The organism is Geminicoccaceae bacterium, from assembly GCA_020638465.1.
GTDB lineage: Bacteria > Pseudomonadota > Alphaproteobacteria > Geminicoccales > Geminicoccaceae > JAGREO01.
The window spans coordinates 2,109,209-2,128,839 of the sequence record JACKIM010000001.1 but is presented as its reverse complement, the minus strand read 5'-3'; the positions used below and the strand labels follow the sequence as shown (position 1 = coordinate 2,128,839).

Here is a 19,631-nt window from a genome sequence, read left to right as displayed (position 1 = left end):
ATCAGGGAACAATGCCATGCCAACCTCACTGACCTTCCACGGTGCGGCCTCGACGGTCACCGGCTCCTGCTACGTGATCGACCATGACGGCGGCCGGCTGATGATCGATTGCGGGCTTTTCCAGGGCACCAAGACGATCCGCGAGCTCAACTACAGGCCGTTTCCGTTCAAACCGGCCGGCATCGACGCCCTGGTTCTCACCCACGCGCATATCGACCACACCGGTCTCGTGCCCAAATTGACCGCGAATGGCTACAAGGGACCGATCTTCGCGACCGAGCCCACCATCGACCTCATGGCCTTCATGCTGCCCGACAGCGGTCACATCCAGGAAAGCGAGGTCGAACGGGTCAACCAGCGCAACAGGAAGCGCGGGCGCCCGCTGGTCGAACCCATCTACACGCGGCGGGATGCCGAAGCCGTCCTCGAACTGGCACGGGCCGAGAATTACGATGAATGGTTCGAACCCATGAAGGGGATCCGTGCGCGTTACTGGAACGCCGGACATATCCTCGGATCGGCGTCGATCGAACTGGAAGTCGCCGACCGGAACGAGAAACGCCCCATCCGCATCCTGTTTTCAGGCGACATCGGTCCCGACGAGAAGACCTTCCAGGACGACCCCAGCGGTCCGAACGATGTCGACTATCTCATCTGCGAAAGCACCTACGGCGACCGCGACCGCGAGGACCTTTCGCTGGAAGCCCGCCGGGCCAGACTGCGCGATGCGGTCAACAAGGGGCTCGGACGGGGTGGCAACCTTCTGATCCCGGCCTTCGCGGTTGAACGCACGCAGGAGCTGATCTACAGCCTGGTGAAATTGATGGAGGATGGCGAAATTCCCGACGCGCCGATCTTCATCGACAGCCCGCTGGCAATCAAGGTCACCGAAACCTTCGCACGCCATCGCAATTCCCTTCACGATATCGATCCCGACATGAGGATCTTCCGCAGCCCCCGCATCCGCTTCACCCAATCGGTCGAGGAAAGCAAGGCGATCAACACGATCCGCAAGGGCGCCATCATCATGGCCGCCTCGGGTATGTGCGATGCCGGCCGTATCCGTCACCACCTGAAGAACAACCTCTGGCGTCGCGAAGCCAGCGTGCTGTTCGTCGGCTATCAGGCTCCCGGCTCACTCGGGCACCTGATCCTCTCCGGTGAAAAGCGGGTACGCATTCACGGCGAGGAGATCGAGGTCAATTGCGACATTCAACGCATCGACTCCTATTCAGCCCATGCCGATCAGGGCGAACTCGTTCAGTGGGTCAAGGAACGCCTCCCGGTACGCAACACCATCTTCCTGTCCCACGGCGAACCCGATGCGATGAAGGCGTTCAGGGAGCATCTCGCCGCGGCGGGCTGCAATCCCCGGCACATCCTCACCCCGGAGCTCGATGATCGCTTCGAACTGTCGCTCGGCGGAGAGCCCGCCCGCCATGCCGAGCACCGGCGCCTGTCGCACGAGCAGGCCGCGGCCGACCATGACTGGCACAGTGCCTATGCGCGGCTGCTGCTGGATCTCGGTAAGCGCCTCGACACCATCGAGAACAGCGACGTCAAGCTGGCCTTGCTGGAGAGGATGCGCGAAGCGCTCACACGCGACCAACGGGCCTGATCCGGGACGGTGACGGATCCGGGAGCATGCGGGCCATCGCCGCAGCTCCCGGCACGGTCACAACCTGTCCGTCAATCGAGATACTGGACGCGGTCCGATTGCAGCAGGTCGACCATGAAGTCCGGTCGGTCGAGACCATCGCGAACGCGCTGGACAACTCCCCTTTCGGCCTGTGCGATCTCGTCGATACGATCGGCAGTCCGATCGATATCCTGCCGCGCGATCACCACCACGCCATCGTCGTCGGCGAAGATGAAATCGCCGCTGTCGATGCGTTGACCGCCGGCCTGCACGGGAAGGCCGACCGTTCCGACGCCCATGCGCACGCAGGAATTCGGCGTGACGCCCCGGGCGAAGATCGGCAGGCCGACATCCTTCAGTCCAGCGAGGTCGCGGGCGAATCCGTCGATGATGATACCGGCCACACCCCGGTTCTTCGCCATGCCGGCCAGCACGTCGCCAATGATGGCCGCTCCGGCAAAGCCCTCGTTTGCGGCAATGATCACATCGCCGGGTTCGGCGAGCGAGATGGCCGCGGCGAGTGCCACATTGGCGTTCACCCCCGTACTGCAGGTGAATGCCGGCCCGCAGACCGGAATCGGCCCGGTGCCGATGGTGCGTATCGATGGATCGAGACCGGCCCGGCCTTCGAGCGCATCGCCGATCCAGCAGCTGTTGGCCGAGCGCAGGCGGTCCATGACCGGTGACTGCGGCCTTTCGAAATGACGCCGGATGCGCAGCAGTGGCGGTTCGTGAATCATGTTGCTTCTCCCCGTTTGATTTCTGTCCGAACGGGGAAAACGCCACGTCCGGATCAGTTCATGCTCCGGCTCGCGGCCGGCAGGTCGGCAAGCCCGGAATTGTCCCTGCTGTCGAACAGCCATGCCAGCATGGCGTCATGCGCCTGCGAGCGCAATGGCTGCGGACAGAGCGCCAGTTCGTCCATGACCTCCTGAATGAGACCTTCGTCCTGATCGCGCAGGGCCCTAGAGAAACGATGGAACAGGTTGGATTCCGCCCCGAGGATATCGCGAAGGCGCCGGGCCAATCCGTTCAGCGAAACAACACGGACCTCGTTCATGGGTTTTCCTCCTTCCTGCGGTACAAGCCGCATGATCCCCGCCCCTCCTGCCCGCCAGCCGTCTACAGGCGTTCGCAAGGATGGTTTTGACAGTGAATTCCTGCGGGTTTCCCGACCCGCCACTCACGAATTGTTAATATCATTCGGGTTAGTATCAAGCCGGTTTGTCACTTCCCGGTAGCTCGATACGCTTCAAGTCTTAACCCTGGCCTTGTTCCACTCTTGCAACAAAGGAGGCGATTGCCTAATTCTACCGTCGCGGCGAACAGAGGAGCAGTTCGCAACGTCATTCGGTCCTCGAACCGAAAATGTGCCGTGCTGAAGAGGGGCTGTATGGGTTCAAACGCCGGTTTTCACCCGATCATGCGTTGCCATCGCCGGTGGTGGACGACGACTGTCTTCCTGGGAACGGTCCTCATGCTGTCCCCGGCACCCGCACGTGCCCTGAACTCGGTGTACGATCCGCTGGAGCCGGTCAACAGGTTCATCTTCGGCTTCAACCAGATTGTCGACACCGTCATCCTCAACCCCGCGCAGCAGGTCTACGGCGTGGTCGTGCCAGCCCCGGCCAAGACCGGCCTTCGCAACTTCACTTCGAACCTGCGCTCTCCGGTTACCTTCGTGAATGATATCCTCCAGGGAGAGCGCGAGAGGGCCGGGGTAACGCTCGGCCGCTTCATGATCAACACCACGCTCGGCCTGTTCGGCCTGTTCGACTTTGCCAGCGTGGTCGGCATGGAGGAGGCCCATACCGAGGATCTCGGCCAGACGATGGGGGTCTATGGCGTCGGACCCGGTCCTTACCTGATCGTGCCCATCCTGGGTCCGAGTTCGGCCCGCGACCTGACAGGCACCGTCGTGACGGCATTGACGCTCGATCCCGCCTCGTACGTCATGAGCAACGAGGCCGCTCTGGGGCTTTACGTCGCGGACGGCATCGACACCCGTTACCAGCTCGACCCGGCGATCAGGGATCTCAAGCGCAACAGCCTTGATCTCTACGCCAGCACCCGTACGGTCTACCTTCAAAAACGCGAGGCCGACATCCGCAATGGCGGCTCGTTATCCAATGATCAGAACTACGAAGATATCTTCAGCGAGGAATTCGAGGACAGCCTTGATGAACCATGACGCGCGCACCGGGTGTCCGGGCCGCTTGCAGTCGACCCGCCGTATGCTCCTGAGCGCCACATTGGCACTGCCTTTCCTCTTGAAAGGGTTCGGGGCCAGGGCCGCACAGAGCCCCGAGCAGTTCATTCGCGAGATCGGCGACCAGGCGATAGAGCTGCTGCAGCGAACCGACATCCCGAAGGAAGAGAAGCTGGTCGCGATCAAGGGATTGCTCGACCGCTACACGGATCTGGACCTGCTGGCGAAGCTGGTGCTCGGCAAATACTGGCGCACGGCGACCGATGCCCAGCGCGATGCCTATGTCAATGTCTTCCGTCAACTGGTGATGAAGACAATGGCTGACCGCCTGCACGAATATGGCGGCGAAACATTCGAGATCGTCGGCAGCCGCGAGATCAATGACCGCGACAGCCTCGTGGCCACCAATATCCTGCGCCCCTCAGGTGCGCCGCCCATTCAGGTGGAATGGCGTGTGCGGACGGACGACAACAGTCAGTATATCATAGATGTCGTCGCCGAAGGGATAAGCCTGGTCGTTACCCAACGCTCGGAAGTCAGCGATATCGTAGCATCGGATGGAATGGATGGACTCATCAAGGTGATGCAGCGTCGTCTGGATGGGGCCCAGACAGATTCGGGCTGACCATGCGCCGACGACTGCCGTGAACCGGGTATTGGGCATCCATCGCAACGCGCAAGGTCAGTCTGCCGGAGGTTTGCCGTCAAGGACCGCGATGGATGGCAGGATGAAGCGAAACGAGGCGCCGCCCAGCGTGGTGCTGCGTTCGACCCATATGCGTCCGCCGAAGGCCTCGACGATGTGTCGCGTGATCGTCAGTCCTAGCCCCGTGCCCTTGGGTCGTTCCTTGAACGCCTCACTCGCCTGCTTGAACTTTTCGAAGATGTCGCGACGATAATCCTCAGGTACGCCCGGACCGTTGTCGTCGACCCGGATCTCGAAACGGCCGGCACCGGACCTGAGCAGTTCGACCCGGACCTGCCCGCTTTTTCTCGGCGCGAACTTGGCAGCATTGGCCAGAAGATTGACGACAAGCTGGATCAGCCGGTCCCGATCCCCTTCCACCAGCGCATTCTCGACCTCGGCATTCAGAACGACGGCGACCCCGGCCTCGGTGAAGAGTCCGCTTATCGCCGAGAGAGCGTCCTCAATCACGTCGCGCAGATCAACCCGCGTCACCTGCCAGTCCATGCGGCCGGATTCGATCCTGGAGAGGTCGAGGACATCGTTGATGAGACGCGTCAATCGCTCGGATTCGCGTACGACAATTGCCAGGAAGGAGGAGCGCTCCTCGGCCGACAGGTCGGGCGAATCCAGCAGGATTTCCGAAAACGAGCGGATCGATGTGAGCGGCGTGCGCAATTCATGGCTGACGGTAGCGATGAAATCGTCCTTGAGCCCGTCGAGCTCGGTGAGACGATCGTTGGCATCGCGCAATTCCGCCGTGGCCGCCTCAAGAGCCCGGGATTTCTGTTCGAGCCTCTGGCTGTACTCGATGACCTGCGACGTCTCGTCGAGGATCTCCATCACCTGATCCGGGCCGATCTGCTCGCCTCGAACCACCGAGGAAACCATCACCCGCGCGGATGACGAACCGATCGCACGGGCCAGTTGCCGCTCGACCAGCAGCACGAATTCGGCGTCGGCCTCCTCCCTGCCGGTCAACCGCGCCCCGCGACGCCCGGCATCGAGAAAGAGCGCCTGTTCCACGCCGTCGCGATTGAGGAAACGCTCCATGAGGTCCAGCAAGTCGTCCACCCGGGTCTGCCCGCGCCAGAGCCGGGCCGTCTCGTGCCCCGCATTGACCTCGACGAACATCAGGGCCTGCACCCGTTCGAGACTGTCCTGACGCGTCGCCAGCGAAGCCGTCACCAGCAGCACGATGTTCACGGCAAGGCTCCAGATCAGCGCGTGACTGACCGGATGCAGCCCCTCCAGCCCGAACAGGGCCTGCGGCCGCAACAACTGGAGACCGAACGGGCCATGGGTCATGAACGCGTTGTCGATCGAGCCCGCCGTGGCGAGCATCGGGGCGATCAGCGTGTAGAGCCAGACGGCGAAACCGCCAAGTATGCCGAGGAAGGCCCCCGCACGATTGGCGTCACGCCAGTAGATGCCGGCAATGATGGCGGGGACGAACTGGGCCACCGCGGCAAAGGATATGAGGCCGAGACTGGCGAGACCGAGACCGCCGCTGACATGCTTGAAGAACAGGTAGCCGGACATGAGGAGGATGAGGATCGTCGCGCGTCGAATGTTCAGGATCATCCCGGTCAGGACCAGCCGGTCGGCAGATTTCTTGCGACGGAGTTGCAAAAGGAAGGGAATGACCAGGTCATTCGAGACCATCGTGCTCAAGGTCAGCGTGGCGACGATGACCATGGCGGTCGCCGCCGACAACCCGCCCAGATAGGTGATCAGTGCGAGCGCTTCGTGGCCCGCCTTCAGGGGAAGGCTGAGGATCATCAGTTCCGCGGCCCCCTCGCCTCCGGTCGCCGCACCGTCCAGCAACCCGGCCATGACCACCGGCAGGACGAAAAGATTGATCAACAGCAGATATGCCGGGAAAAGCCAGCTTGCCGTGCGCACGTGTTTCTCGTCGACATTCTCCAGTACGGCTACCTGGAACTGGCGCGGCAGCACGAGCAACATCATCCCGGACAGCGATGTCAGCAGGAACCAGTCGATATAGCTGAACTGCGTCGCCTCGAAGCTGAGCAATCCGCGCAGCTCATCGTTCGCCATGACCTTCGAGGCGATATCGTAAAGGCCGTCATGCAGGCCGTAGGTCACGAAGATGCCGGCCGCAAGGAACGCCAGCAGCTTGATCATGCCCTCAAACGCCACCGCCAGAACCATGCCCTGGTGATTCTCGGCCACGTCGACATGGCGGGTCCCGAAAAAGATGCTGAAGACGGCCAGCACCAGCGTGACTGTCAGGGCGGTATCGGCACCGAGACTGAAGCTTGAGACGAATGGCGTCTTGTCTCCCATCACCGTGGCGACGCTGGCCGCCAGCGCTTTCAACTGCAAGGAAATGTAGGGAATGCCGCCAATGACCGCCACGATGGTTACCAGCCCGCCGACACGGCCACTCTTGCCGTAGCGCGCGGCCAGGAAATCGGCGATCGAGGTGATGCCATAGGCCTTGGTGATGCGCAGAACCTTGAGCAGCACGAAGGGAAACAGCAGGGCCGCCAGCGTCGGTCCCAGATAGATCGGCAGGAAACCGATCCCGGACGTTGCCGCCACGCCGAGACTGCCGTAATAGGTCCAGGCCGAGCAATAGACCGCAAGGCTCAGGGTATAGACCACCGGATTGTTGATGACGCTGCGACCGGCATCGGCACGCCGGTCGCCGAAGGAAGCAAGCGCGAACAGCAGTCCCAGATAGAGAAGCGAGGCGAAGGCGACGAGCCAGGTCGGCAACATCACGAAAACATTCCCTTGCAGGGGAATGCAGGCAGAATGGCAGGAAAACGGGACAGCCCGGAACGATCGGTGGAACCGGCGGCGCAAGGCTGCCATTCCCCCGGCATCCCGCTAGCGATCCACACGCCGGTGCATCAGCAGCGCCATGCCGACGATGGCGAAGACCCACACCGCGAACAGGTAGGCCGGCAACAGGATCGGGCCATAGGCGGCCGACAGGGCATCGACGACCGCCAGAACCGGATAGTTGAACAGTGCCACGATGACAACGACCAGAAGGATGACCCGACGTGAGCGGCCATCCGTCCCGGAATGCGCTAACCTCTTCAGGCGACCTCCAGCATCTCTTTGACCTGCTGCACCAGTTCCCGCGTGGAAAAGGGCTTGGTGATGTAGGCATCGGCACCGAGGCTGAGCCCGCGCTCCCTTTCGTTTTCCCGTCCCCGCGCGGACAGCATGACGATCCGTGTTCCGTCCCACGCGCCGTCCTTGCGGATACGTGCACAGACCTCGTAGCCATCGAATTCAGGCATCATCACATCCAGCAACATCAGGTCGGGCGGCGGGCGTTGCAGGGCGAGCAGGGCCTCCGCACCATCGCGGGCGACCTCGACATCGAAACCGGCCTTCTTCATGAGGAATTCGAGCGAGGTGGCGATATTGGGCTCATCGTCAACGACCAAAACGCGCTTGTTCATGCTTCCCGACGCTCCTCCCCGCCATGCATCCAGCGGTGACTCTCTGCCCGCTCATAGCACCGCGGGCACTCCGGTCAAAGCCGCCGGAGCGCCCTTCCCGCCATCGACGGGCGGATGCTGTCCACGTCATCGCCCGCCAGTCACCGTCACCGGCCGTCAGGGCCGCACCCAGGACCCCCCTTCGAGGCTGGAGGCGACGGCCGCCGCGATGAAGCGGACACCATCAACGCCATCGTCAACGCCAGGCACCGTGGTCGCGGCCGGATCCGGTTCACGCCCCTCGTCAGCCGCCCGGATCAGTTCGGCGGCATCGCCATATATCGTCGCGAAACCCTCTAGATAGCCTTCCGGATGGCCGGCGGGGATACGCGTCACCCTGCCGGCGAACGGCCCGGCGCCGCTGCCGCCGCGGGTAATCAGCCGCGGCGGCTCTCCAAGCGGCGTGAAATGCAACTGATTGGGTTGTTCCTGTTCCCAGGACAATCCCCCCTTTTCACCATAGATGCGGATCCGCAGGGCGTTCTCGTTGCCGGGAGCGACCTGGCTGGCCCACAGCATGCCGCGCGCGCCTCCCTTGAAGCGCAACAGCATCTGGCTGTTGTCGTCCAGCGCCCGCCCCTCGACGAACGTGTCGAGATCGGCGCAAAGCTGGTCGAGTTCGAGGCCGGTCATGTAGCCTGCGAGATTGTAGGCATGGGTCGCGATGTCGCCCGTGCAGCCCGCCGGGCCGGAACGTGCCGGATCGGTGCGCCAGCCCGCCTGCTTCTGGCCGGTCTCCTCCAGCGCCGTGGACAGCCAGTCCTGCGCATATTCGGCCTGGACCACGCGAATCCTGCCGAGTTCTCCGTTGCGGATCATCTCGCGAGCCTGCCTAACCATCGGGTAACCGGTATAATTGTGGGTCAAGACAAACACCTTGCCACTCTTCCTCGCCAGTCGGGCAAGGGCCTCGGCGTCTTCGACCGTCGTCGTCATCGGCTTGTCGCAGATGACATGGATGCCGGCTTCGAGGAATGCCTTGGCCGCCGGATAGTGGACATGGTTGGGCGTGACGATGGCCACGACATCGATGCCGTCGTCGCGGCCGGCCTCCGCCCGGGCCATCTCGTCGAATGCCCCATAGGCCCGGTCGGCGGCAATGCCCAGATCGGCCGCCGAGTCCCTCGACTTCTGCGCGGTCGACGAGAAGCAGCCTGCGACCAGTTCGTAGTGGTCGTCGATGCGCGATGCGATGCGATGGACACCGCCGATGAAAGCATCGCGACCACCACCGACCATGCCGAGCTTGAGACGCTTCATGCTGGAGATCCTCCCTCAGGACAGGCCGAGAATGCGGCGATTGGCTTCGCGGTCCGTTCCGCCCGCGGCGAAATCGTCGAATGCGCGTTCGGTGACCTTGATGATGTGGCTGGCGATGAAGGGTGCGCCCTCGCGTGCACCTTCCTCGGCATCCTTCAGACAGCACTCCCATTCGAGCACGGCCCAGTAATCGTAGTCATGGGCGGCCAGTCTCGAAAAGATGCCGGCGAAATCCACCTGTCCGTCACCCAGCGAACGGAACCGTCCCGCACGGTCCACCCAGCGCTGGTAGCCCGAATAGACACCCTGGCGGCCGTCCGGATTGAACTCCGCATCCTTGACGTGAAAGCTGGTGATACGCTCGTGGTAGATGTCGATGAACTGCAGATAGTCGAGTTGCTGCAGCAGGAAGTGGGACGGGTCGTAGTTGATCGTGCAGCGGGGGTGATTGTCCAGCCGTTCGAGGAACATCTCGAAAGTGGCGCCATCGAACAGGTCTTCGCCCGGATGGATCTCGTAACCGTAATTCACACCGCAGGAGTCGTAGTGATCGAGAATGGGCTTCCAGCGCCGGGCCAGTTCGCCGAAGGCTTCCTCGATCAGTCCTCCCGGCCGCTGGGGCCAAGGATACAGATAGGGGAATGCCAGCGCCCCGGAAAAGCCGACATGCCGGGAAAGACCCATATGTTGCGAGGCCGTGGCCGCCATCTTGACCTGCTCGACCGCCCATTCCTGCCTCGCCTTCGGTTTCCCGCGCACCTCGGGTGCGGCAAAACCGTTGAACATCTCGTCATAGGCCGGATGCACGGCCACCAGCTGGCCCTGCAGGTGCGTCGACAGTTCGGTGATGGTCAGGCCATGGCTGGCGGCGATGCCCTTCACCTCGTCGCAATAGTCCCTCGACTGCGCGGCCCTTGCGAGATCGAACAACCGTCCGTCCCAGCTCGGCAACTGCACACCCTTGTAGCCGAGGCCGGCAGCCCATTTGCAGATAGTGTCAAGAGAATTGAACGGCGCTTCGTCCGACGCGAACTGAGCGAGAAACAGACCTGGACCGAGCATGGTCTTCATGGATGGAACCTCCCCCCGATTGGTTATCTTGCAGCTGAAGATAGCCTAGCTCAAGGCAGGTGCCAGTAAAAGATGCAGGCTGCAGGTGCCGCACATGCCGGCTCATCGTTACCGGTTGATTGTACATTCGAGGCGGAAGACCCGTGTCGAAGTTCATCAACGGTGGGAGAAATTCGCTATCGGGCACATTCCGACTGACTGCGATCCAACGTGAAGGACCCGTCGGCCCGGCGATAGTAGATGGCGGCGACCACTGCGGCCGTGGCCGACCATGGTGTGTACTGCGTGCAGCCATCGGCGGTGGTCGAGACGGGGACCATGTAGACGCTCTCGCTGATCCGAATGGCCCCGTCGGGCGGGATTGCAGCGGCGTCCCGCCTCATGGCGCCCGCCTCCGTCGGAGTGCCTCCCCCGTTGTCCGTTGTCATCGGGCCACACCCCTGAAGCGCCACCAGCAACACCGCACTTGCCATCATACCTTTTGTCATCACCCACATCCCCGCGACGTCCGCGCGTTTATCCACCACGAGCAGACAGAGCTGTCTTCCCGATTTCACCTGATCGGGAAGACAGCTCTAGAAACCATAACCGACCCGTACCCCGCCGCCGAGTTCGGTCGCGGCATCGGCATCGTGGTTGGGCTGGAAACGGGCGAACGCGCCTACCGCCATGGTCACGCGCTGTTCTTCATCAAACGCCTTGCGGTAGATCATCTGCAGGTTCCGTTCGCGGCCATCCGGAGAGATATCGACCCTGCTGCGCTCGCGGGAAATCGGGCCGCCACTCCCCGCCTCATGTCCCGGCAGGTCGAGATTCATCGTCACCTCGTCAGGTCGCAGCGGCTGCGACAGGCTGACAGCAAGCTGGTCGGCCCCCGCGAGTTCACGCCAGGAGAAGCCTACGGCGTAGGCGTCGCTTCGCCCCATGTCGAGGCCGCGCACGAGGCCCGGCTGGCTGATGCCGCTGTCCGTCCAGCCCGAAGTCAGGCTGCCGAACATCGAAAACGTGTCGCTGACGGCGGCCATGGCCACCAGATTGACGAACGATGTGCGGCCATCGACACCACCGGCAGCGCCGCCGAGACTGCCGCCGAGAGCCGTTTCGCTCTCGTCCATGACGCCGACCGTCGAGCTGATCTGGACGCCGTCGCCGAGGTCACGGCTGAGTGTCAGGCTGCCGATCCGGCTGTCGCCATCGCTGCCGCGCATTCCTCCCCGGGCGAAGGCCATCCCGATGCGTGTCGAATCATCCAGCTCCGTGTCGAAACGCAGCCCCTCTTGGGCCGATGCAAGACTGGAGAACGGCGACAGCGCTTCACCGAACGGCCCCATATCGCCACCGGCGAGTTGCCGGACGGCATGTTCCGGGGCATCCGACATTACCCCGTAACCACGGGCAAACGTCACCTTCGAGCCTTCGCCCAGCGCCAGCGCGACCTCGTAGCTCTCGACCCTGCCACCATCGTCGAGTTCGTCGAACCGGCGGGTCAGCCCTTCCGGACCCGCCGCCGGCTCATGCGCGAAGGCAAGCGACAGCATGTCGCCGGCCTCGACCTGCACGGTCCGGACATCGGACGAAAGCAGGAACGAGTCGATCCGGGCGGGATTGTCGGCAGTGCGAACCGAATGGCTCAGGTCGCCCCTGAAGGGAAACAGCTGGCTGTCATGGATCAGCACGTCGTTCAGTGAAGCGGCGAGACCGGATGCATCGGCCCACGCCGGCAGATCGACGGCCATGCCGGCAAGGCTCGTCGCCCTTCCGGCCGTCGAATTATCCAGAGCGACAGATGTGGAACCGACCGGATTCAACGCCTTTTCCATGTTCAAACGGCCATGACCATAAATCCCGTCGACCCCGGGCGTGCCGAGATCGTCGGCCGTCGACAGCATCCTTTCGACGACCTGCTTGCCGCTGCGCCCCGGAAAGGCAGCCAGCAGCACGGCAGCCGCCCCGGCGACATAGGGTGCTGCAAACGACGTGCCGGAATTGCTGTGGGTGTATCTCCCGGAGCTGCTGGTGCTGACCAGGTTGGAGCCGGGCGCGAACAGGCAGTACTTGCGGACGTCGCCGCACATGTTGCTGAATCTGGCCCTCTCGTTGCCGGCGGAATCGAGCGCGCCGACGGCGACGGCCGCCCCGGCGATCCCCTGTTCGCCGACATAGACGGCCGGCGCCCACAGGGGCGTGGCATGCCCCTCGTTGCCCAGCGCCACGGTCATGATCTTGCCAGCCGCGGCCGCCTTCCTCATCGCGTCCCGGATGTTGCCTTCGAAATCCGCGGTCGTGAAGCTCATGTTGATGACATCGACCTCGCCGGCCGGATTCGAGCTCGCGCTTTTCCCCGCAACGTACCTGTAGGAATACGTGGCATCGACACCGGCGCCCGAAGCGATTGCCGCGGCGATGACGGCATCGTCGTCGAGTTCATTGGATGCGCTGTAGTTCGATGGCGATATCCGGAAATTGACGAGGCCCGCATTGTAGGCGACGCCGTGGACACCCTCGTCGTTCTTGCGGGCCGCGGCAACGCCTGCGACGAGCGTGCCATGGTTTCCCGGATCCCCGGGCGGGAGCCCTCCCCACGTGTAGTTCCCGACGACGTCGAGATCGGGGTGCGGGGAAATGCCGATGTCGACGATGCCGATCTTCGTGCCGGCACCGCCGGGCCTGCCGGTGGTCTGGATGGCATAGCCGTCGGCGAGCGAGATGATGTCATGGCCGCCCATGCGGAGATATTCTTCCGTCCGGTAGTCGCTGGCTGTCGCCTGGGGTGTGGTCGGGCGGGTCGATCCGCCTCCATTCCCACCGCCGTTGCCTCCTCCTCCCCCGCATCCCGAAATCACGATGGAACACGATAGCAGGCCCCAGTAAATGCGAGCCGACGTCATACTTGTCTCCGAACTACGGCGAGGTGTAAAAAGGTCCGTCGCTGATATGAAGATATAGGGTGTGACCGTGAAGCTAGTCGATTGGATCGGGCTGGCAAGCTGCAAGAACGCGTACTGGAAGGCCTCGCTTCCCGTCTGAGGTAAACCCTGTTAGAAGCCCGCCACGTCTTCCACTGACAATCGAATTCAGCCGGGGTGCTGCATGGCCGCCTACCAGTATATTTACGTGATGAAGCGACTGTCCAAGATCTTTCCGGGCGGAAGGAAAATTCTGGAAAATGTTACGCTTGCATTCCTGCCCGGCGCAAAGATCGGCGTGCTCGGCGTCAATGGCGCGGGTAAATCCACCGTACTGCGGATCATGGCCGGACAGGACCAGGACTTCAGTGGCGAGGCCTGGGCGGCCGATGGGGTCAAGGTCGGCTATCTCGAACAGGAGCCTCACCTCGATCCGACCAAAGACGTACTCGGGAACGTCATGGATGGCGTCGCGGAGACAAAGAACCTGCTCGATCGCTTCAATGAGGTCAGCAACAGGTTCGCCGAACCGGATGCCGATTTCGATGCCCTGATGGCCGAACAGGCCGAATTGCAGGAAAAAATCGACGCCTGCAACGGCTGGGAGATCGAGCGTACGCTGGAGATCGCCATGGATGCCCTGCGCTGTCCGCCCGGCGATGCCGATGTCGGCAAGCTTTCCGGCGGCGAGCGGCGGCGAGTGGCCCTGTGCCGGCTGCTTCTTTCCCAGCCCGACATGCTGCTGCTCGACGAACCGACCAATCATCTCGATGCCGAGAGCGTCGCCTGGCTGGAACGCTTCCTGCACGACTACAAGGGCACGGTGGTGGCCGTCACCCACGACCGCTATTTCCTCGACAATGTCGCCGGGTGGATCCTGGAAATCGACCGCGGAAGGGGCATTCCCTACGAGGGGAATTACTCCGGCTGGCTGGAACAGAAGCGCAAGCGCATGGAGCAGGAGGAGCGGGAGGAACAGGCGCGCCAGCGTACGCTCGCCCGCGAGGCCGAGTGGATCGCCCAGAGCCCCCGCGCACGCCAGTCCAAGCAGAAGGCTCGCGTCACCGCCTATGAGGAGCTGCTGCGCACCGCCACGGACCGCGCGCCGGGCACCACCCAGATCATGATCCCCGCTGGTCCGCGGCTGGGCGGCAACGTCGTGGAGTTCGACGGGGTGAGCAAGGGCTTCGGCGACAGGCTGCTGATCGAGGACCTCTCCTTCCGCCTGCCCCCCGGCGGCATCGTCGGCGTCATCGGAGCGAACGGCGCCGGCAAGACCACCCTGTTTCGCATGATCACCGGCGAGGAAAAACCCGACAGGGGAACGGTGGCGTTGGGTGAAACGGTTGAACTGGGTTATGTCGACCAAAGTCGGGACTCCCTCGATGCCGGCAAGAGCGTCTTCGAGGAAATCTCCGGTGGTACCGATCATCTCGAGTTCGGCAAGCACGTGATGAACTCGCGGGCCTATGTCGCCGCCTTCAACTTCAAGGGCTCCGACCAGCAGAAGAAGGTCGGCGTGCTGTCCGGCGGCGAACGCAACCGCGTCCACCTGGCCAAGCTGCTGCGCTCCGGCGCCAATCTGCTGCTGCTCGACGAGCCGACCAACGATCTCGATGTCGACACGCTGCGCGCCCTCGAAGACGCCCTGCTGGACTTTGCCGGCTGCGCCATCGTCATCAGCCATGATCGATGGTTCCTCGACCGCATCGCCACCCACATCCTCGCCTTCGAGGGCGACAGCCACATCGAGTGGTTCGAGGGGAACTTCCAGGACTACGAGGAGGACAAGAAGCGCCGCCTCGGCGCCCAGGCGACGCAGCCCCACCGGATCAGGTACAAGCCCCTCAAGGTCGCCTGATCGCGGACACGATCATTCAGCCGGTAGTCCACCATTTCGACCTGTTGCTTGCCGCCACCATTCTCCTGGCGGCAAGTATCGTCAGTATCGTGGCGTTTCAGCGGGCCGGTTTCGGTTCCGTGCTGGGGCTGCTGGCCACCGGCATCGTCGTCGGTCCATCGGGCCTCGCCATCACCGCCGATGTCGAGACGTTCCGTTCGGTCACCGAACTGGGCGTCGTTCTCCTGCTGTTCATCATCGGCCTCGAAATGGAGCCGAAACGGCTCTGGGCCATGCGCCGCCTCGTGTTCGGCATGGGTATGGCGCAGGTCGCGCTGACGGCCGGCGTGCTCTGGCTCTCGGCCATCGCCTTCGGCCAGGATGGCCGAACCGCCATCGTCGTCAGCACCGGCCTCGCGCTGTCCTCCACCGCCTTCGTCATCCAGATCCTCGACGAACGCGGCGAGCGGGCCAGCCGTCACGGCGAGGCCTCGTTCGGCATTCTCCTGTTCCAGGATCTGATGGTCGTCCCGCTCCTGATGCTCGTGAGCCTGCTCGGCAATGCCCCGTCGACCGGCGAAACCAGCATGTCCGCCCACACACTGACCGCCCTCGCGATGCTTGCCGCCGTCATCGTGGCCGGCCGCTTCGTGATGCCCGCTGCACTGGCTTATGTCGCGCACCACCGCCACAGCGAAGCCTTTACCGGGCTCGCCCTCCTGTCGGTGGCGCTTGCAGCGCTGCTGATGGACCATGCGGGGTTGTCCATGCCGCTCGGGGCCTTCCTGATGGGCATGCTTTTGTCGCGTTCCCGCTTCCACCACCAGCTCGAAGCCGATGTTGCGCCGTTCAAGGGCATTCTGCTGTCCCTGTTCTTCATCTCCGTCGGCATGTCGGTCGATCTTGCAAGTCTCAGCGACAATCTCGTGGCCATCGCACTCGGTGTCCTCACCGTCATTACGGTGAAATTCGCGTGCATTCTGGCGGTCGCCCGGATGTTCGGTTTCGACCGCGCCGATTCGATGCGCATCGCCGGCCTGCTCCCGCAAGGCGGGGAATTCGGCTTCGTGCTGTTCGGAGCGGCCCGTGCCGCGGGTCTGCTGGACTCCGGCGGGTTCGTCGAGGTCATCCTCGTGATTTCCACGAGCATGGCGATGACGCCATTGATCACCGGGCTCATCGACGCACGCCTGCGCCGTGCGGGACCGACCGGGCCGGCCATCCCCGACTCCCTGCCACGGATGGATCGCCACGTCATCCTGTGCGGCTATGGCCGCGCCGGACGGACCGTCGGCGCGATGCTGGAAACCGCTGGCCACTCCTTTGTTGCAATCGACTACGATCCCCTGCGGGTCGAGCGCGGCCAGGCCTCGGGTGCCGCCGTCATCTACGGCAATGCCACGGACCGCAAGCTTCTGGATATGGCCGGCATCGGCCGGGCGGCTGCCGTGGTGGTCACGCTGGACCGTCCCGAGGCGGCAGGCAGGGTCATCTCGGCGATCCGCAACTTTCATCCCGAAGTACCCCTGATCGCCCGCGCGCCCGACCTGCGCACACGGGAGGCGATGCTGGTTGCCGGCGTCAGCCATGTCGTGCCGGAAGCCGTCGAGATGAGCCTCGCCCTGGGCGAAGCCACCCTGCGCAATATCGGCATCGAGGACGACCGGGTCGGCAATATCGCCGGCCTGCTGCGCGCCGATGACTATGCCGACCTGCGTCACTCCGAACAGCGTACGTCATGATATTGATGCCAACTGTCGATTATAATAACCCGGATCAATAATCCACGATGAGGGCGAACAGCCCATGTAAAGATCACCTGCCGGTGCCATGAACCTTAACAGGCAACATATTCCCGTATCAATCTGTGCAAGTCGAACGAGCGTTTGATTGAGCCGCGTTTGGGTATCGGGATAGTTTACAGCAGATTTGGGATAAACAGGACTCATGACGACAGCGATGGTGGCCACGGGCCCCGGGGCATGAGTAGAGGGATGGAACTGGCATGGCAGGTCGTTCACGCTTTCGACGCGTTCTCGGGTTCGTGGTATCCGTCATCGCTGTTGCGGTGCTGATGCTGATCGGCACAGAGTACTGGCGGGCCACGAAGGCCGGCGCACAATATTCCCGGGCGCTGAACCAGGATGTTCGGGGCTTCATCGGCGGCAACACGATGGCCGGTGGCGACGACATGCCGGCCACGCGCGCCGCCGATTTCGCCGCGACCGTCGGGGCCCTCGACCAGGCCAACGAGCGCGTGCGGGCGCTGGGTGAGGAACGCAACCAACTGTTGCAGGAGCGCGACCAGCTCAATCAGCTGCGCAACGATCTCACGGGCCGGCTGGCCAGGGCGGAGGACGAGGTCGCGGCACTCCAGGCGCGGGTCGGGGAGCTGAATTCGAGGGTCGACGACGGCAGTGGCGAGAGCGCCAGGATGAACCAGTCGCTCCGGGAGCTTGAGGAGCGGCTCAAGACCGTCACCGCCGAACGGGACCGGCTGCGCGACGAACTCGCCGCCGCCCGCCAGCAGCTTGCGTCCAATGACGCGCAGCCTCCGTCATCGATCGCGGCGGCGCCGGCACCCGTCCGTCAGCCGACCGTGGAACGGCCCGCGGCGTCTTCACCTTCACCCGTTCCGCCGTCACAAGGGGGACCTGCGAGGCTCACGGACCTCAGGTCCGACGCCGGTTCTCCGCCGGCACAGATCCGGGAAATCACGCCCCCGGCACCGCCGGCCAGTTCAGTACAGGACGGCATCGCGGCCTATCAGGCCGGCGATTACGCGAAGGCGCGCTCCATATGGGAGCCGCTGGCCAGGGAAGGCATCCCGCGTGCCCAGTTCCACCTGGGTTCCCTGCTGTTCGAGGGGCGGCTCGGTTCGCCCCAGTTGATCGACGCCTACCGCTGGCTGACGCTGTCCGCGAACAACGGCTTCGGCCCGGCACTGGCGATGCGCGACCGGGTTCGGGCAGCCATGAGCCCGCAGGAACTGGATCAGGCGCTGGCGTCGCTGGGCTGACGGGTGCCCCGCGACGGTCGTATCGGCAAGATTTCTGTCGTTCCCGCGCTATCGCGCTTGCCCGGCTCCTGATAGCAAGCGGCATTCCGCATACCGGAAACCGCTTGCAGGGAGCGATCACGATGCCGCTCAGCGTCTTTGACCTCTTCAAGATCGGTATTGGCCCGTCGAGTTCGCATACGGTGGGGCCGATGTGGGCGGCCAACCGTTTCCTCCTTTCGCTCGACAGCCTCGGTCTGGTCGAACGGACCGTGCGGGTGCGGACCCTCCTCTATGGATCGCTTGCCCTGACCGGACCGGGACATGCCACCGACAAGGCGATCATCCTGGGACTTGCCGGCGAGGTTCCCGACAGGATCGACGCCGACAGCGCGGATGCGCGGTTCGGGGCGATACGCGCGAGCGGCCGCCTCGCCCTGCTCGGACGCCACGAGATCGACTTCAGCGAACCCGACGACCTGCAGTTCCGTACCAACCAGACGATGACCCAGCATCCCAACGGGATGCGCTTCATCGCCTATGACGACCAACGCGAGCGAATTCTCGAAGAGGTGTATTTCTCAATTGGTGGCGGGTTTGTCGTTTCCGAGGCCGAAGCGCTCGCCGGCGACGCGGCCGACGACAGCAATGTCCAGATCCCGCACCCGTTCGCCTCCGCGAACGAGTTGCTGGAGATTTGTGCCCGCGAGAGAAGTTCCATCGCCGACATCATCCGCCGCAACGAGCATGCCTTTCGCAGCGATGACGAACTGCGCGAAGGATTGCGGCAGATCTGGACGGTCATGGAGGGCTGCATCGCGCGCGGGTGCCGCGGGACCGGCCTGCTGCCCGGCGCGCTCAAGGTGAAGCGGCGGGCGAAGAAGCTGCATGACGAGCTGTGCGGTCGTCCGGAAGCGGCCCTGCGCGACAGTCTCACGCTGCTCGATTGGGTCAATCTCTACGCACTTGCTGTCAATGAAGAGAATGCTGCCGGCGGACGGGTGGTGACCGCGCCCACCAATGGCGCGGCAGGCGTCATTCCAGCGGTACTGGCGTACTACATGCGTTTCGTTCCCGGCTCCACCGAGGCCGGCATGGAGCAGTTCCTGCTGACCGCCGCCGCGATCGGCATGCTCTACAAGCAGAATGCGTCGATCTCGGCGGCCGAGGTGGGCTGCCAGGGAGAGGTCGGCGTGGCTTGCTCCATGGCAGCCGGTGCTTTATGCGCTGTTCTCGGTGGCTCCAACGAACAGGTGGAGAACGCGGCGGAGATCGGCATGGAGCACAATCTCGGTCTCACCTGCGATCCCATCGGCGGGCTGGTGCAGATCCCCTGCATCGAACGCAACACCATGGGTGCCATCAAGGCCATCAATGCGGCGCGTCTGGCGCTCCGCGGCGACGGTACGCATTTCGTCAGCCTCGACCGGGTCATCGACACCATGCGTCAGACCGGCCGGGACATGTCGGACAAGTACAAGGAGACCTCGCTTGGAGGTCTTGCGGTCAACATTGTCGAATGCTGAGATGAGAGTGGA

Annotated in this window: 16 protein-coding genes; 7 read left to right on the top strand and 9 right to left on the bottom strand. The window is 63.5% G+C overall.

The genetic code is table 11. The features are described 5' to 3' along the window. Positions 1 to 16: 16 nt before the first annotated feature. Entirely contained in the window at positions 17 to 1,618 is a 1,602-nt protein-coding gene (locus H6851_10175; protein MCB9943973.1) for an MBL fold metallo-hydrolase, read from the top strand. Positions 1,619 to 1,689: 71 nt separating this feature from the next. Here H6851_10175 and H6851_10170 read toward each other — a convergent pair whose 3' ends face one another. Both H6851_10170 and H6851_10165 read right to left on the bottom strand, forming a co-directional pair. Beyond that, a complete protein-coding gene (locus H6851_10170) occupies positions 1,690 to 2,379 on the bottom strand; it encodes an RraA family protein (GenBank protein ID MCB9943972.1) in 690 nt (229 codons plus the stop codon). Between the two features lie 53 nt (positions 2,380 to 2,432). Further along, positions 2,433 to 2,699, bottom strand: a complete 267-nt coding sequence (locus H6851_10165; GenBank protein ID MCB9943971.1) for a hypothetical protein — start codon at positions 2,697 to 2,699, stop codon at positions 2,433 to 2,435. A 417-nt stretch (positions 2,700 to 3,116) separates the two neighbouring features. Here H6851_10165 and H6851_10160 point away from each other — a divergent pair, with 417 nt between their 5' ends. Further along, complete coding sequence (locus H6851_10160) at positions 3,117 to 3,830, top strand: VacJ family lipoprotein (protein MCB9943970.1); 714 nt, start codon at positions 3,117 to 3,119, stop codon at positions 3,828 to 3,830. Beyond that, on the top strand, positions 3,820 to 4,473 hold the full coding sequence (locus tag H6851_10155; GenBank protein ID MCB9943969.1) for an ABC transporter substrate-binding protein: 654 nt from the start codon (positions 3,820 to 3,822) through the stop codon (positions 4,471 to 4,473). The genes H6851_10160 and H6851_10155 overlap by 11 nt, the downstream gene beginning before the upstream one ends. Before the next feature lie 57 nt (positions 4,474 to 4,530). On the opposite strand, the gene H6851_10150 is transcribed toward H6851_10155, so the two are convergent. From H6851_10150 to H6851_10120, 7 genes are all read right to left on the bottom strand, one after another. Continuing rightward, a complete protein-coding gene (locus H6851_10150; GenBank protein MCB9943968.1) occupies positions 4,531 to 7,281 on the bottom strand; it encodes a histidine kinase in 2,751 nt (916 codons plus the stop codon). Positions 7,282 to 7,392: 111 nt separating this feature from the next. Then, positions 7,393 to 7,542 (bottom strand): hypothetical protein, encoded by a 150-nt coding sequence (locus H6851_10145; protein MCB9943967.1) that lies wholly within the window; start codon positions 7,540 to 7,542, stop codon positions 7,393 to 7,395. Between the two features lie 65 nt (positions 7,543 to 7,607). Beyond that, positions 7,608 to 7,979, bottom strand: a complete 372-nt coding sequence (locus H6851_10140; GenBank protein MCB9943966.1) for a response regulator — start codon at positions 7,977 to 7,979, stop codon at positions 7,608 to 7,610. A gap of 156 nt (positions 7,980 to 8,135) precedes the next feature. After that, entirely contained in the window at positions 8,136 to 9,257 is a 1,122-nt protein-coding gene (locus H6851_10135) for a Gfo/Idh/MocA family oxidoreductase (GenBank protein ID MCB9943965.1), read from the bottom strand. A 36-nt stretch (positions 9,258 to 9,293) separates the two neighbouring features. Then, entirely contained in the window at positions 9,294 to 10,349 is a 1,056-nt protein-coding gene (locus H6851_10130) for a sugar phosphate isomerase/epimerase (GenBank protein MCB9943964.1), read from the bottom strand. A gap of 176 nt (positions 10,350 to 10,525) precedes the next feature. Next, positions 10,526 to 10,837, bottom strand: a complete 312-nt coding sequence (locus H6851_10125; GenBank protein MCB9943963.1) for a hypothetical protein — start codon at positions 10,835 to 10,837, stop codon at positions 10,526 to 10,528. A gap of 87 nt (positions 10,838 to 10,924) precedes the next feature. After that, positions 10,925 to 13,237 carry a S8 family serine peptidase gene (locus tag H6851_10120; GenBank protein ID MCB9943962.1) on the bottom strand — a complete coding sequence of 771 codons (2,313 nt, stop codon included), beginning with the start codon at positions 13,235 to 13,237 and terminating at the stop codon, positions 10,925 to 10,927. A 202-nt stretch (positions 13,238 to 13,439) separates the two neighbouring features. Here H6851_10120 and ettA point away from each other — a divergent pair, with 202 nt between their 5' ends. The 4 genes from ettA (at position 13,440) to H6851_10100 (ending at position 19,619) form a co-directional block, all read left to right on the top strand. Further along, on the top strand, positions 13,440 to 15,116 hold the full coding sequence (gene ettA / locus H6851_10115) for an energy-dependent translational throttle protein EttA (GenBank protein ID MCB9943961.1): 1,677 nt from the start codon (positions 13,440 to 13,442) through the stop codon (positions 15,114 to 15,116). A gap of 44 nt (positions 15,117 to 15,160) precedes the next feature. Continuing rightward, the gene (locus tag H6851_10110; GenBank protein MCB9943960.1) at positions 15,161 to 16,837 is read left to right on the top strand and encodes a cation:proton antiporter; all 1,677 of its coding nucleotides are present in this window, start codon (positions 15,161 to 15,163) and stop codon (positions 16,835 to 16,837) included. 263 nt (positions 16,838 to 17,100) lie between these two features. Further along, positions 17,101 to 18,114: a hypothetical protein gene (locus tag H6851_10105; protein MCB9943959.1), complete on the top strand. Its 1,014-nt coding sequence runs from the start codon at positions 17,101 to 17,103 to the stop codon at positions 18,112 to 18,114. A 122-nt stretch (positions 18,115 to 18,236) separates the two neighbouring features. After that, a complete protein-coding gene (locus H6851_10100) occupies positions 18,237 to 19,619 on the top strand; it encodes an L-serine ammonia-lyase (GenBank protein MCB9943958.1) in 1,383 nt (460 codons plus the stop codon). Positions 19,620 to 19,631: the final 12 nt, after the last annotated feature.

Excerpts from the sequence above, each read along its gene's own strand:
- H6851_10175 (MCB9943973.1), top strand. The coding sequence starts at position 17 with ATGCCAACCTCACTGACCTTCCACGGTGCGGCCTCGACGGTCACCGGC.
- H6851_10170 (MCB9943972.1), bottom strand. The coding sequence starts at position 2,379 with ATGATTCACGAACCGCCACTGCTGCGCATCCGGCGTCATTTCGAAAGG.
- H6851_10165 (MCB9943971.1), bottom strand. The coding sequence starts at position 2,699 with ATGAACGAGGTCCGTGTTGTTTCGCTGAACGGATTGGCCCGGCGCCTT.
- H6851_10160 (MCB9943970.1), top strand. The coding sequence starts at position 3,117 with ATGCTGTCCCCGGCACCCGCACGTGCCCTGAACTCGGTGTACGATCCG.
- H6851_10155 (MCB9943969.1), top strand. The coding sequence starts at position 3,820 with ATGAACCATGACGCGCGCACCGGGTGTCCGGGCCGCTTGCAGTCGACC.
- H6851_10150 (MCB9943968.1), bottom strand. The coding sequence starts at position 7,281 with ATGTTGCCGACCTGGCTCGTCGCCTTCGCCTCGCTTCTCTATCTGGGA.
- H6851_10140 (MCB9943966.1), bottom strand. The coding sequence starts at position 7,979 with ATGAACAAGCGCGTTTTGGTCGTTGACGATGAGCCCAATATCGCCACC.
- H6851_10135 (MCB9943965.1), bottom strand. The coding sequence starts at position 9,257 with ATGGTCGGTGGTGGTCGCGATGCTTTCATCGGCGGTGTCCATCGCATC.
- H6851_10130 (MCB9943964.1), bottom strand. The coding sequence starts at position 10,349 with ATGAAGACCATGCTCGGTCCAGGTCTGTTTCTCGCTCAGTTCGCGTCG.
- H6851_10125 (MCB9943963.1), bottom strand. The coding sequence starts at position 10,837 with ATGACAAAAGGTATGATGGCAAGTGCGGTGTTGCTGGTGGCGCTTCAG.
- H6851_10120 (MCB9943962.1), bottom strand. The coding sequence starts at position 13,237 with ATGACGTCGGCTCGCATTTACTGGGGCCTGCTATCGTGTTCCATCGTG.
- ettA (MCB9943961.1), top strand. The coding sequence starts at position 13,440 with ATGGCCGCCTACCAGTATATTTACGTGATGAAGCGACTGTCCAAGATC.
- H6851_10105 (MCB9943959.1), top strand. The coding sequence starts at position 17,101 with ATGGCAGGTCGTTCACGCTTTCGACGCGTTCTCGGGTTCGTGGTATCC.
- H6851_10100 (MCB9943958.1), top strand. The coding sequence starts at position 18,237 with ATGCCGCTCAGCGTCTTTGACCTCTTCAAGATCGGTATTGGCCCGTCG.